General features: G+C 62.0%; 11 protein-coding genes and 1 riboswitch. Of the genes, 4 read left to right on the top strand and 7 right to left on the bottom strand.

Annotated elements, in window-relative coordinates:
* The first annotated feature begins 7 nt into the window (after positions 1-7).
* From J2J99_RS21535 to J2J99_RS21525, 3 genes are read left to right on the top strand one after another with little or no spacing between them, the layout of a single operon-like run.
* Positions 8-751, top strand: coding sequence for an amino acid ABC transporter permease (locus tag J2J99_RS21535; RefSeq protein ID WP_168295054.1), 744 nt, complete (start codon positions 8-10; stop codon positions 749-751).
* A 3-nt stretch (positions 752-754) separates the two neighbouring features.
* Positions 755-1,555, top strand: a complete 801-nt coding sequence (locus J2J99_RS21530; RefSeq protein ID WP_168295053.1) for an amino acid ABC transporter ATP-binding protein — start codon at positions 755-757, stop codon at positions 1,553-1,555.
* Positions 1,556-1,611: 56 nt separating this feature from the next.
* Entirely contained in the window at positions 1,612-2,808 is a 1,197-nt protein-coding gene (locus J2J99_RS21525) for an NAD(P)/FAD-dependent oxidoreductase (RefSeq protein WP_168295052.1), read from the top strand.
* A 46-nt stretch (positions 2,809-2,854) separates the two neighbouring features.
* Here the strand turns inward: J2J99_RS21525 and J2J99_RS21520 are convergent, their stop codons facing one another.
* The 6 genes from J2J99_RS21520 to metA all read right to left on the bottom strand — a co-directional run bounded on the left by J2J99_RS21520 (position 2,855) and on the right by metA (position 8,780).
* Positions 2,855-3,583, bottom strand: a complete 729-nt coding sequence (locus J2J99_RS21520; RefSeq protein ID WP_168295051.1) for an SIS domain-containing protein — start codon at positions 3,581-3,583, stop codon at positions 2,855-2,857.
* A gap of 17 nt (positions 3,584-3,600) precedes the next feature.
* Positions 3,601-4,752, bottom strand: coding sequence for an N-acetylglucosamine-6-phosphate deacetylase (gene nagA / locus J2J99_RS21515; protein ID WP_168295050.1), 1,152 nt, complete (start codon positions 4,750-4,752; stop codon positions 3,601-3,603).
* Positions 4,752-5,783, bottom strand: coding sequence for an SIS domain-containing protein (locus tag J2J99_RS21510; protein ID WP_168295049.1), 1,032 nt, complete (start codon positions 5,781-5,783; stop codon positions 4,752-4,754). The genes nagA and J2J99_RS21510 overlap by 1 nt, the downstream gene beginning before the upstream one ends.
* On the bottom strand, positions 5,780-6,553 hold the full coding sequence (locus J2J99_RS21505) for a GntR family transcriptional regulator (protein WP_168295048.1): 774 nt from the start codon (positions 6,551-6,553) through the stop codon (positions 5,780-5,782). The genes J2J99_RS21510 and J2J99_RS21505 overlap by 4 nt, the downstream gene beginning before the upstream one ends.
* Before the next feature lie 143 nt (positions 6,554-6,696).
* Positions 6,697-7,719, bottom strand: a complete 1,023-nt coding sequence (locus J2J99_RS21500; RefSeq protein WP_168295047.1) for an aldose epimerase family protein — start codon at positions 7,717-7,719, stop codon at positions 6,697-6,699.
* Between the two features lie 137 nt (positions 7,720-7,856).
* Entirely contained in the window at positions 7,857-8,780 is a 924-nt protein-coding gene (gene metA, locus J2J99_RS21495; protein ID WP_168295046.1) for a homoserine O-acetyltransferase MetA, read from the bottom strand.
* Positions 8,781-8,830: 50 nt separating this feature from the next.
* Positions 8,831-8,908, bottom strand: a riboswitch (SAM riboswitch).
* 153 nt (positions 8,909-9,061) lie between these two features.
* Here metA and J2J99_RS21490 point away from each other — a divergent pair.
* Positions 9,062-10,912, top strand: a complete 1,851-nt coding sequence (locus tag J2J99_RS21490) for an ABC transporter ATP-binding protein/permease (RefSeq protein WP_168295045.1) — start codon at positions 9,062-9,064, stop codon at positions 10,910-10,912.
* Positions 10,913-10,977: 65 nt separating this feature from the next.
* On the opposite strand, the gene J2J99_RS21485 is transcribed toward J2J99_RS21490, so the two are convergent.
* Complete coding sequence (locus J2J99_RS21485) at positions 10,978-12,798, bottom strand: ABC-F family ATP-binding cassette domain-containing protein (protein WP_168295044.1); 1,821 nt, start codon at positions 12,796-12,798, stop codon at positions 10,978-10,980.
* Positions 12,799-12,800: the final 2 nt, after the last annotated feature.

Raw genomic sequence — 12,800 nt, 5'->3', positions numbered from 1 at the left:
TGGAAGCATGACGGCGTTGTCATCCTTCACCGATATTTTCCAGGTTCCCTGGAATGACTACGTCGGAAACATTGCCGTGGGTCTGCTCAGGACCCTCGGCTACACCCTGGCCAGCTTCATCGGCGCGACGATCCTTGGTCTTGCCCTTGCGCTGATGCGGCTCAACCGGCTGCGCCTGGTCCGCGTCCCTGCGGCCTTCTACACCGAACTCTTTAAAAACGTACCGCTTCTGGCGATCATTTTTCTCACCTACTTCGGCCTGCCTTCCGTAGGCATCAGGCTGGAGGTTTTCGAGGCCGGAGTGTTGAGCTTGGTGCTCTTCTACGCCGCTTATCTGTCCGAGATCTTTCGGGCAGCGATCGCCGGCGTACACCAAGGCCAGCAAGAGGCGTCTCAAGCTCTCGGGCTGGGGCGCGGCAAGACGTTCAGCCATGTCGTCCTGCCGCAGGCGGTGCGGTTGGCCCTTCCCGGCACGAACACGATGTTCGTCGACCTGATCAAATCGACGTCGCTGCTCGTGACGATCTCCGCTGCCGAGCTGATGACGCAGGCACAGTTGATAGCCTCGGAAACATTCCGGGCGCTTGAGGTATATCTCGTGATCTCCGCGGCCTATTTCGCCATCTGCTACCCGGTGTCACAATGTCTGCTTCTGCTGGAGCGCAAGATCCATGCCGGTGTGCCATTGTCATTGGCCAGAAGGCGACGACTCAAATTAGCCAGATCCTATCTCGCCGAGGGGAGAGTCTGACCCATGACGACCACTCCTGCCAAAACTGCCTTCGTGTCAAACCAGCCGATCGGCCGCCCCGCCGTCAAAATTAGCGGATTGCGCAAGTCTTTCGATGGGCGCTTGGTGCTCGACCGCGTCGATCTTGAGGTTCCCGCCGGCAAAATCGTCAGCATCATTGGCCAGAGCGGCGGAGGAAAGACCACGCTCATGCGCTGCGTCAACCTGCTTGAACGTCCCGATGAGGGAACGATCACCATCGGCGATGAAACGATCTTCGCCGACGGCCAGGTGACCTGCCGCAACCTTGCAAAGCTTCGGCAGCGCGTCGGCATGGTGTTTCAGCGCTTCAATCTGTTCCCGCATCTGACAGCCGTGGAGAATGTCGTTCTCGCTCAGATGCACGCAGCCGGGATCGGCGAGAGAGAGGCTGTGGAACGAGCCGTGAAACTACTGACGAGAGTAGGCCTTGCCAAACGGGCGATGGCTTATCCGGAACAGATGTCGGGCGGCGAGCAGCAGCGTGTGGCGATCGCACGCGCTTTGGCGCTGGAACCAACGGTGTTGCTGTTCGACGAGCCGACGTCGGCGCTCGATCCTGAATCGACCGGCGAGGTTCTCCGCGTCATGCGGGAACTGGCCGCCGACGGCATGACGATGATCCTGGTCACCCATGAGCTGCCCTTTGCGAAAGAAGTGTCGGACTGGGTCGTCTTCATCGACGGTGGAGTTATCATCGAGCAGGGAACTGCCGGGGATGTGCTCGACCGCCCAACGGAAGCACGCACGGCTGCCTATGTCGCGCGTTACGCTTCCCCAGGTTAGCTCTTGGTCTGATCAGGCATCCAAGCCTCGTTTCTCTAAAGATAAATCCACATCTGATGAACAAGCTAACAACAGATATCGCCGTCATCGGCGGCGGCGTGATTGGCGTGGCAACCGCTCTGCGGCTGCGTGCCGACGGCCGCGATGTCGTCCTGATCGAACCCAACCAACCCGGTTCGGGCGCATCTTACGGCAATGCCGGAACGATCGCCGATTATGCAATCATTCCCGTCGGCACGCCTGCTGTTCTGAAGAACCTGGCATCGCTGCTGCTCAATGCCGACAGCCCGTTGTCCATCCGCAAGGCGGCATTGCCGACATTGTTTCCGTGGCTGATGCGTTTTGCCTACGAATCCCTTCCTCACAGGTACCGAGACAATGTGAGCCGCATCGCCGACCTTCTGTCCGACGCGTCATCGGAATGGCTCCAACTTGCAGCGGAAATCGGTGCGTCCGATCTTTTAAGCGCGAAAGGATGCCTCTACCTCTACCAGACGCCCGAGGCCTTCAAGGCAGCCGCTTCGGATGTCGAACTTCGCCGAAACTACGGGATCGCGCAGCAGCTTCTCACCCCCGGCGAAGTGCAAAGCCTGGAGCCCCGGCTGCCGCAGGTCCATGGCGGGGGGCTTTTCTTTCCGAAAGCGATAAACTTCACCGATCCCGGCGAGCTCATGAGCGTGATGGAAGCCGCCGCCAGACAGGCGGGCGTCGAGTTCGTTCGAGACGCCGTGACGACTATTTCGCGTGCGCGGAATGGAGTGAGGATGATGGCTTCAACCCACAGCATTGATGCCCGAGCAGCCGTGATCGCCGCCGGGGCACATTCCCGTGGGCTGGCTCTGCAGCTCGGAGAGCAGGTCCCGCTGGATACCGAGCGGGGTTATCATCTCGAGTTCGATATGGAAACACTGCCGGTGGGACGGCCGGTATGCCCGACGCATCATGGATTTTACCTTTGCCCGATGCGCGGCCGCCTGCGCGTAGCCGGTACTGTGGAGCTCGGAGGGATTGCTGCTCCTTCGAACCCAAGGCGCCTCGAAGTGTTGCTTGCAAACGCGCGCAGGATTTTCCCAACGCTCGGAGAACCAAGCCGGAGCTGGATGGGCTTGCGCCCTTCCATGCCCGATTCCGTTCCCGTTATCCGGCCTTCAAAAGGAGGCAGGGACGTCGTGTTTGCTTTTGGACACGGGCATATCGGTTTGACGCTGGCACCGCGGACCGCCCGCATGGTCAGTTCCATTCTCGCCGCTTGATCGCGTCATGAACCGGGCGTGCGACGCGCTCCTTTTATTCCCTCTCTCAGAGATGCGGGTTGCGCGGCCTGTACCTATTGACGAGCTTCTGGTTGATCTCTGCCGCCCCCGGCATGTTGGCGCTGAGATAAACAGGCGCATCGCCGGATTTCGAAAGCTCCGAAGCGACCTCAGCAAAGATCGCATTGATGACGGTCACCCCCACTGCCGTCGAGACCGGCCCGACCCGAAGCCCCGTGCCTTCAAGATCAAGAACGGCGTCACCCGGCGGCAATCCGTTGTCGAGCACGACATCGGCGACCTCGGCGAGCCGGCGGCGGCCATTGGCGATCGCCGAGGAATAGGCGATCGAGGTGATAGCGATCACCTTCGCGCCGATTTCATGCGCGTAATCGGCGGCCTCGATTGGCGCTGCATTCACGCCTGAATTGGAGGCGATGATGATGACGTCGCCCGGCTGCATGCCGTAACGCTCCAGCATTGGCCGCACCAGGCCCTGGGTCCGTTCATAGACCGAGCTGATGACCGCTCCCTCGTGCAGCATGGCCGACCCGACAAGCACCGGCACAGTGAAGGCGAGCCCGCCGGCGCGATAGTGCACCTCTTCCGCCAGCATATGCGAATGGCCGGTGCCGAAGACATAAACGCGCTTGTCACCGCGGGCAGCATCGAGGATCACCGCCGCTGCCTGCGCCATCGGCTCGGCAAGCGTCTGCTTCAACGTCTCCAGCCGTCCGATCAGATTGGAGAAATAGGCATCGGTGATATCAGTCATGCCACGTCTCCTTGATGTCAGGTCGCTTCGCCGGCAAGCCAGGTGGCGGTAACAGTCAGCGCATCGGTGAGGTGAACGAGATCGGCGCGCGCGCCCGGCGCGAGATGACCGCGGTCGGCAAGCCTGAGGAAGCGGGCGGGATAGAGGGTCGCCATGCGCAGGGCTTCGGCGAGCGTCAGGTCGAGATAGGCGACGCCATAGCGGATCGTCGAGATCATGTCGACGTCGGAGCCGGCGAGCGTGCCGTCGGACAGCACCAGCTTCGAGCAGAAGCCGCCCCTTTCGCGCCGGACGGTGCGCCCGTTCAGCGTGAACGAGTCCTTTTCAGACCCGACGAGCGACATCGCATCGGTGACGAAGAACAGCTTGCCTTCTCCGCGCTTGGCGCGCAGCGCCGTGCGCAAGGCCTTCGGATCGACGTGGTGACCATCGGCGATGATGCCGCACCAGGTGGAGGGATGATCGATCGCCGCGCCGACCAAACCGGGGGCGCGATGTCCGAGCTGGCTCATGGCGTTGAAGAGATGCGTGACGCCGCGCGCCCCGGCGTCGAAACGTTCCGCCGCTGCCTCACTCGAACAATCGGAATGGCCGATGCTGACGGTGACGCCGCCTTCGGCCAGTTCGCGCACCTGGGCAACCGTCACCTGCTCGGCGGCAATAGTGACGAGCAGCGTGCCGATCGCCTCACGCGCCCGGATGAAGGCCTTGACGTCGCGGTCCTCGACCGGCCGCATCAATTCGGCCAGGTGTGCGCCTTTGCGTGCTGGCGCCAGATGCGGGCCTTCGAGATGCAGACCAGCGACACCGCGGTTCCCCTTGACGGCGTCCGTAGCGGCCTCGATCGCTGCGATGGAGGCCTCCGATGTGTCGGTGATCAGCGTCGGCAGCAGCGCGGTCGTTCCATAGGGCCGGTGGCCCTGCGCGATGATCTCCATCGAGGCGGCGGATGGTTCGTCGTTCAGCATCCGTCCGCCGCCGCCGTTGACCTGTGCATCGATGAAGCCGGCCGAAAGCACGCCGCCGGCCAGTGTCACCGTCTCGCCGTCCGGCAGATCGTTTGTCGCGACAATCGCTTCGACCCGCCCATCGGTAACGATCAGCGCCTTGTCGTCATGAAAGCGTTCACCGTCGAAGATGCGGGCGCCGATGAAGATCTTGCGGGCCATCAGACCGTCTCCGTCACCTTGAGCAGGTTTGTCGGCTTGTCCGGATCGAAGCCCTTGCGGCGCGTCACCGACTCGATCAGCCGGTAATAGACGAGCAGCGACACGAGCGGATCAATGAGGCCGTTGCCGGTCGTCGGCACCCGAAGATTGATCCCGGAGAGCGGCTGCGTGGAGAAACCGACGGTGGTGGCGCCGAGTTTCTGCAGGCGCTCCAGCGCCTGGCCGTTGTTGGCGAAGGCCGCATCATCGGGCGCAAAGGCGACGATCGGAAAGCCCGGCTGCACCAGGCGCATCGGACCGTGCATCAGTTCCGCCAGCGAGAAAGCTTCCGCATGCAGGCCGGAGGTTTCCTTGGCCTTCAGCGCCGCTTCGAGCGCGATCGCGAAGGCGGGACCGCGGCCTGCCGTATAGAGCGAGGTCGCGTGGAAGAGCACCTCTTCGGCTGCGGCCGTATCGATCCCGGCCGTCGCTGACAGCGCCGCCGGCAGCTTGGCGAGCGCCGCTTGCAGCTCGGACGCGCCGCCGATTGCAGCCGTGACACCGGCAAGGGCGGCAACGGAAGCGATGAAGGACTTGGTCGCCGCAACGCTTTTTTCGGCGCCCGCGTTGAGGCCGAGAACGATATCGGCCTGTTTGGCGAGCGGGCTGTCGGTGACGTTGACGACGGCGATCGTCGTTGCCCCGCCCTTCTTGGCCGCCTCCTGCAACGCCACGATATCGGGGCTTGCGCCTGATTGCGAGACGGTGAAATGCACGCCGCCCTTCAGATGGAGCGCGGCACCGTAGACGGACGCGATCGAGGGACCGACCGAGGCGACCGGAACGCCACAGGTGATCTCGAAGAGATATTTGAAGAAGGTGGCGGCATGGTCCGAAGAGCCGCGCGCCGCCGTCGTCACCACGCTTGGGGGAGCGGACGAAAACAGCCGAGCGATCTCGGCAAAAACCGGCTTCTCCTTTTCGAGAAGCGTGGCCACCACCTCGGGCGACTGGCCGGCTTCCTGTAGCATCAACGACTGGGTTTCACTCATAGGTCATCTCCGATTCTCAATTCGGCAACGAAATCATAGGCGTCGCCGCGATAGTGCGAGCGGGTGTATTCGACGACACGCTGGTCTTCCAGGCGCGAGACACGTTCGATCAGGAGCGCGGGCGCGCCAGCCATGACGTTCAGGATCGCCGCCGACGACGGGTCGAGTGTGACGGCGGTCAGCCGCTGCAGCGCCCGCACGGGCCTGTGGCCGCTGGCCGCCAGCGTATCGTAGAGCGATCCTTCGCCGCCGCCATCGACGCCTAGGAACTTGATCGGCACCACGGCGCGTTCAATCGCCAGCGGCAGGCCGTCGGCAAGGCGCAAACGGTCCAACCTCAGCACCGGTTCGTCGCCGCCAAGGCCGAGTAGGAAGGATTCCTCTGGCGACGGCGTATTGATCGTCCGCGACAAGATCCGGGCAGCCGGCAGACGGCCGCGTGAGCGCATATCGGCGGAGAAAGAAGAAAGCCGCCAGAGCGACTGCTCCATGCGTTCCACTCTGCTCGATACGAAAGTACCGCTTCCGTGGCGCGATTCCAGTGCGCCCGACGCCATCAGATCGCGATAGGCGGTGCGCACGGTCACACGGCCGAGCTTCAAGGCCTCGGCGAGATCGCGCTCTCCCGGCAGCGCCGCGCCGGGTTTCAGCAGGCCTTCCTGGATAAGGCCGGTCAGCGCCTGCGCCAGTCGCTTATAGAGCGGGCCGGTCAACGCCTCGTCACGCAGGCTGCGGCTGTTCAGCTCCGCTATCAGACTGGTTCTATCCATGGGCTCTCAATAGAACCTATCTAGAACCAATCGGCAAGACGGAATCGCGCACGGTCAAGAAAAAACCCTCCGGCGGACCGAAGAGGTTTCATAGCGCTCAAATTTAACAGCCGTGCGTCGACAGCACCGCGCCTCCAATAGCGTCAGCTCTTGGTGAAGATATAATCCGTCTCCTGGCGCAGCACTTCGCCCGGGCGCAGCACCGCATTCGGGAAACCTTGGTGGTTGATGGCATCCGGCCAGACCTGCGTCTCCAGGCAGAAGCCGGCGAATGGGCCGTATTTGCGCCCGCCGAGGCCGGGCGCCCCGGTATTGAGCTTGAAACCGGCATAGAACTGCACGCCCGGTTCGGTGCTGCGCACTTCAAGCGATACCCCGGAATAAAGGCTTCGGGCGAGCGCGACGCTGCGCTTGGCGGTCCGTTCGGCTGACAGGCAGAAATTATGGTCGTACAGCACCTGCTCGCTCCCAACGAAACGCTTCATCGGGGTCATTTCGCGCAAGTCGAATTCCGTACCGGCGACGGAACGGATCTCGCCGGTCGGCACCTGCCTTTCATCGGTCGGGAGATAGTGATCGGCGGCGATCATGATGTCGTGGCCGAGCGCATCCTCGCGGCCATCGAGATTGAAATAGGCGTGCTGGCAGACATTAGCGAGCGTCGGCTGGTCGCTGGTCGATTCATAGGTAATCGACAGTTCGCCATTGCCGTGCAGCCGGAAGGTTGCCTGGATGGTGCAATTGCCAGGATAGCCGGCGCGGCCATCGGGATCGACGATCTTCAGCACCACGCGGTCGACGTCGTGTTCGATGATCGTCCAGTTGCGTTTGGCGATATTGTCGCTGCCGCCATGCAGATGCGTGACGCCGTTTTCGTTCGGTTCGAGTTGATGGTCCTTGCCGTCGAGAGTAAATTTCCCGCCGCCGATCCGGTTGGCGCAACGGCCGGGCGTCGCGCCGAAATAGGCCGAATAGAGCGGGTAGCTGTCGAACTCCTCGAAGCCGAGCTGCAGCGGCGCGTCATGACCCTCAAGCCGCAGATCCTGGATGACCGCGCCCCAGCTGATGATCTTCGCCGTCAGCCCGCCGCCCTTGATGACGACGCGATAGACGGTTTCGCCCGCCTTCGTCTGCCCGAAAACTTCCCGCTCCAACTTGTCCGACATGATGACGTCCGTTCCGTTCTATCCCTGGGGTTCAGGACCGGAACCTGCCCGCATTTGCGCCAAACCGCAACCGGTCGGAACAGAAAGAAATGCAGCCGAGATGCCGCGGCACTGCCTTGATATGCGAGTGACGCGGCTCAGAGATCCATGCCGATCTCTTCGACGTCATAGGGCGTCGTCTGATAGATCTCGTTGATCCAGTTGCCGAACAGGAGATGCGCATGGCTGCGCCAGCGATTCTGCGGCGCAAGCGCCGGATCGTTATGCGGGAAGTAGTTATGAGGCATCTTGATCGGCACGCCGGCGTTGACGTCGCGGAAATACTCGTCCGAGAGCGAGGTGGAATCATATTCGACATGATTGAACATATAGAGCCGCCGGCCCCTTTTCTCATGCACGAGGCAGACGCCCATCTCGCTCGATTCCATCAGAATTTCCAGGCTTTCGCATTTCTCGATGTCGGCGCGCCGCACCTCCGTCCAGCGCGACACCGGCACCTCGAAATTATCGGAAAAGCCGTTGAGATAGATAGAGGAGGGCTTCAGGTTCCGGTGGCGGTAGACGCCGAAGGCCTTCTCCTTCAGCTCGTATTTCGGAACGCCGTGGAAATGATAGATCGCCGCCATCGCGCCCCAGCAGACGTTCATCGTCGAATGGACGTTGGTTTCCGTCCAGTCGAGAATCTCCTGCATTTCTTTCCAATAGGTGACGTCCTCATAGGGCAGGAGCTCGATCGGCGCCCCGGTGATGATGAAACCGTCGAATTTGCGCTGCTTAACCTCCTCCCAGGTCTGGTAGAAGGCAAGCAGGTGATCTTCGGACGTGTTCTTCGCCTTGTGCCCACCTATGCGGATCAGCGACAGCTCCACCTGCAGCGGAGAGGCGCCGACCAAGCGCGCCATCTGCAGCTCGGTCTTGATCTTGTTCGGCATCAGATTGAGCAGCCCGATCTGCAACGGGCGGATATCCTGTCGGATCGCCATCGTCTCGGTCATTACCCGCACACCCTCCTGGACGAGGGTTTCGAAAGCTGGAAGCGTATCGGGGATCTTGATGGGCATTGCGGTCACTCGATCAAAAATAAAAAAACCGGCGGCGACAAAAAATCGCTACCGGTCCGCACGCGGCCCTTTAGCGAATTTTTTAACGTGGCTGCAAGCCGGCCGGCCAAATCACCACGGAATGCGTTAATTAGTCCCAGTTGAGCGACGAATCAAGCCGAATGCATGCGACAGCGACTCAGGCAAGCCTCATCACAGTTTAATGACTGATAGAATCTGTTGATAGACCGGTAACGCCACCATGTTAATAATGACAGTATGGGCGGTGTTGGAAAAGCATGATGGCAGATAAGACCAAGGGGAGGCCGGGCATCCGGAGGCAGGATAGAGTAGGGTATGATTTCAGCCTGACATATCGCCTCGGGGTGATGTTCTCTGCATTCTGGAATTCTGAAGTGCGTGGCAAGGTGCTGTTTCTAGCGACCGTGCTGATCCTCGTCATCCTGGCGACGGCCTATGGCCAGGTCATTCTCAATGAGTGGAACGCCCCCTTCTACGATTCGCTCGAGCGCCGCGACCTCGGCGAATTCTTCCATCAGCTCGAAATCTTCGCGATGATCGCCGGCACGCTGCTGCTGCTCAATGTGTTGCAGGCTTGGCTGAACCAGATGACCGCGCTTTATATGCGCGAAGGCCTGTCGCGCGACCTCGTCGACCAGTGGCTGAAGCGCAAGCGGGCGCTGCGGCTCGCCTCCAGCGGCCTGATCGGCGTCAATCCGGATCAGCGCCTGCACGAGGATTCCCGCAACCTTGCCGAAAGCACCACCGGGCTCGTCCTCGGCCTGCTGCAATCGACCATTCTTCTGGTGAGCTTCATCGGCGTGCTCTGGGAACTGTCGAGCGGCTTCATCTTTCACATCAGCGGCCGCAGCTTCTCCATTCCCGGCTACATGGTCTGGGCCGCAATCTTCTACGCCGCCTCCGCCTCGGTTCTGAGCCAGGTCGTCGGCCGCAAGCTGGTCAAGCTCAATGCCGACCGCTTTTCCAAAGAGGCCGAGCTTCGTTTCACGCTGATGCATGCCAATGAGAACATGCCGGCGATCACCGTTGCCCGCGGCGAGGAGAACGAGCGCCGGCGCATCAACACCGACATCAGCTCGGTGCTAAGGGTCGTCAAGCGGCTCGCCATGGCCAATACCAATCTCACCTGGGTTTCGGCCGGCTACGGCTGGCTGGTGATCGTCATCCCGATCATCGTCGCGGCACCCGCCTATTTCTCCGGCGGTCTCACCCTTGGCCAGCTGATGATGTCGGTCGGCGCCTTCAACCAGGTCAATACGGCGCTGCGCTGGTATGTCGCCAATTTCGGCCCGATCGCCGAATGGCGCGCCACGCTGATGCGCGTCACCGATTTCCGCCAGGCCTTGCTCGACATGGACGAGGATTACGACCTGAAGGACAGCATCGCTTACGAAAACACCGCACCCGATACATTGACGCTGAAGGATGTGGTGATCAACGCCAAGATCGGCGAGGATATCGACGAGTGCGGTGGCTTCCGCCTGCGCGAAACCGATGTTGTGATCAAGGCCGGCGAGAAAGTCATGATCAACGGCGATCACAGCGTCAACCGCAAGCTGCTGTTCCAGGCGATGGCCGGCCTGTGGCCATGCGGCAGCGGCACGATGGGTCTGCCGCCGGTCGACGATATGCTGTTCGTGCCGCAGAACGCCTATGTTCCGGGCGGCACGCTGCGGGACGCGCTGGCTTTCCCCGAAAGCCCCGATGCCTACGAGAAATCAGCCGTCGAGGCGGCGCTCGAAAAAGCCGGCCTGCATTCGCTGATCACAAGGCTCGATACCCGCGCCCGTTGGGACAAGCTTCTCGGCAGCGACGAACAGAAGGCGATCGGCTTCGCCCGCCTGCTGCTCGTGCGCCCGCGCTGGATCGTCTTCGACGAAGTGCTGGAAGGCATGGAGCCGGAGTGGCAGGAAACGATGTCAAAGCTGCTGATCTCCCTGCCCGAAACCGGCATGATCTATATCGGCCGCTCCGAAGCCTATCTCGAGGCGCTGCAACCGCGCGTCCTGCATCTGCAGGCGCTGCCTTCAAAATCCGAAGAGCCGCAGCCGCAGGTTGCCCAGACGGGCGCCAGTGCCGGCGCCGCCGCCGTGCCCGCCCCGGCGCTTTAGAGCGCTCCGGCCGTCCGGCAGGACTTCTGGTTACATGGATGAGGCGAGCGGCTGAGTTGTAAAAGTCAGCCCTCCAGCTCTTCCCGCAGCATTTCGAGTTCCAGCCACTCCTCTTCCATGGCAGTCAGGCCGGTACGCAGCTTCTCCATCTCGGCCGCAAGGCGACTGAAGGCGGCCGGATCGCGCGTGAAGAGATTGGGATCGGCCATCGCTTGTTCGCACTTGCTGATCTCGGCTTCGGCTTTGGCCATCTCCTTCGGCAGGTTTTCCAGCGCGAATTTCTGCTTGAAGGAGAGCTTGCCCCTCAAGCTTGCCGCGGCCGGCGCCGTCTCCTGCGCCTTCGGCCTCTCCGCCGCCTTCTCGGCCTTCTTGCGCTCCTCGAGCGCGCCCCTGCGCTGGGCAAGCATGTCCGAATAGCCGCCGGCATATTCGATCCAGCGGCCGTCCGGCGCATCCGGCACGGCGGGTGCGATCGTCGAGGTCACGGTGCGGTCGAGGAAATCGCGATCGTGGCTGACGAGAATGACGGTGCCGGGGAAGCCGGAGACGATTTCCTGCAAGAGGTCGAGCGTCTCGATATCGAGATCATTGGTCGGCTCGTCGAGGATCAGGAGATTGGCCGGGCGCGACAGGATGCGGGCCAGCATCAGCCGGGCGCGTTCGCCGCCTGAGAGGCTCTTGATTGGCGTGCGCGCCTGTTCCGGCTGGAACAGGAACTCCTTCATGTAACCGGTGACGTGCCGCTGCTCGCCGTTGACGATCAGGTTCTCGCCGCGTCCGTCCGTAAGGTAGTTGGCTAGCGTATCCTCCGGATCGAGATCCTCGCGCTTCTGGTCGAGTGTGGCAATCTCCAGATTGGTGCCGAGCTTGATCATGCCGCTATCCGGGGAAAGCTGCCCGGTCAGCATCTTCAACAATGTCGTCTTGCCCGCGCCGTTCGGCCCGACCAAGCCAATGCAATCGCCGCGATGCACACGGATCGAGAAGGGCGTGACGATGACGCGCTCGCCGAAACTCTTGCTGATCTTGTCGGCCTCGATCACCAGCTTGCCGGATTCCTGCGCGTCGGAAACCGTCGCCTGCACCGTGCCCTGCGGCCCCTTATGGCCGCGATACTGCGAACGCATCGTCTGCAGCTCGCCGAGACGGCGCATATTGCGCTTGCGCCGCGCCGTGACGCCGTAGCGCAGCCAATGCTCCTCGCGTTCGATCGCCTTGCCGAGCTTGTGCTGTTCCAGTTCCTCGGCCTCGAGCACCTGGTCACGCCAGGCCTCGAAATGCGCAAACCCTCTGTCGAGCCGGCGCGAGGTGCCACGGTCGAGCCAGACGGTTGCGGTCGAAACTTTTTCCAGGAAACGCCGGTCGTGTGAGATCAGCACGAGGGCGCTGCGCGTCTTCTGCAACTCGCCTTCCAGCCATTCGATCGTCGGCAGATCGAGATGGTTGGTCGGCTCGTCGAGCAGCAAAATATCGGGCTCTGGCGCCAGCACGCGTGCAAGCGCTGCCCGGCGCGATTCGCCGCCGGAAAGAGTGCTCGGATTTTCCTCGCCGGTCAGCCCGAGATGCGACAGCAGATAGGTGACGCGATAGAGATCGTCACCCGGCCCGAGCCCGGCTTCCGCATAGGCCTGCACCGTGCTGAAGCCGGCAAAATCCGGCGCCTGTTCGAGATAGCGCACCGTCGACGAAGGATGACGGAAGACCTCGCCGGACTGCGCCTCGACCAGACCGGCGGCAATCTTCAGCAAGGTCGATTTTCCCGAGCCGTTGCGGCCGACGAGACAGATCCTGTCGCCGGGCTCGACCTGCAGCGAGGCGCCCGCCAGAAGCGGCGCGCCGCCGAAGCTCAAGAAGATGTCGTCGAGTTTCAGAATGGGAGGGGCCAAAA

Origin of the sequence: Rhizobium binae, from assembly GCF_017357225.1 — a bacterium.
GTDB lineage: Bacteria > Pseudomonadota > Alphaproteobacteria > Rhizobiales > Rhizobiaceae > Rhizobium > Rhizobium binae.
Note: the sequence above shows the minus strand (reverse complement) of the source record. Positions and strands in the feature narration are given on the sequence as shown.

Excerpts from the sequence above, each read along its gene's own strand:
- J2J99_RS21490 (WP_168295045.1), top strand. The coding sequence starts at position 9,062 with ATGGCAGATAAGACCAAGGGGAGGCCGGGCATCCGGAGGCAGGATAGA.
- J2J99_RS21505 (WP_168295048.1), bottom strand. The coding sequence starts at position 6,553 with ATGGATAGAACCAGTCTGATAGCGGAGCTGAACAGCCGCAGCCTGCGT.
- J2J99_RS21500 (WP_168295047.1), bottom strand. The coding sequence starts at position 7,719 with ATGTCGGACAAGTTGGAGCGGGAAGTTTTCGGGCAGACGAAGGCGGGC.
- nagA (WP_168295050.1), bottom strand. The coding sequence starts at position 4,752 with ATGGCCCGCAAGATCTTCATCGGCGCCCGCATCTTCGACGGTGAACGC.
- J2J99_RS21510 (WP_168295049.1), bottom strand. The coding sequence starts at position 5,783 with ATGAGTGAAACCCAGTCGTTGATGCTACAGGAAGCCGGCCAGTCGCCC.
- metA (WP_168295046.1), bottom strand. The coding sequence starts at position 8,780 with ATGCCCATCAAGATCCCCGATACGCTTCCAGCTTTCGAAACCCTCGTC.
- J2J99_RS21525 (WP_168295052.1), top strand. The coding sequence starts at position 1,612 with ATGAACAAGCTAACAACAGATATCGCCGTCATCGGCGGCGGCGTGATT.
- J2J99_RS21535 (WP_168295054.1), top strand. The coding sequence starts at position 8 with ATGACGGCGTTGTCATCCTTCACCGATATTTTCCAGGTTCCCTGGAAT.
- J2J99_RS21520 (WP_168295051.1), bottom strand. The coding sequence starts at position 3,583 with ATGACTGATATCACCGATGCCTATTTCTCCAATCTGATCGGACGGCTG.
- J2J99_RS21530 (WP_168295053.1), top strand. The coding sequence starts at position 755 with ATGACGACCACTCCTGCCAAAACTGCCTTCGTGTCAAACCAGCCGATC.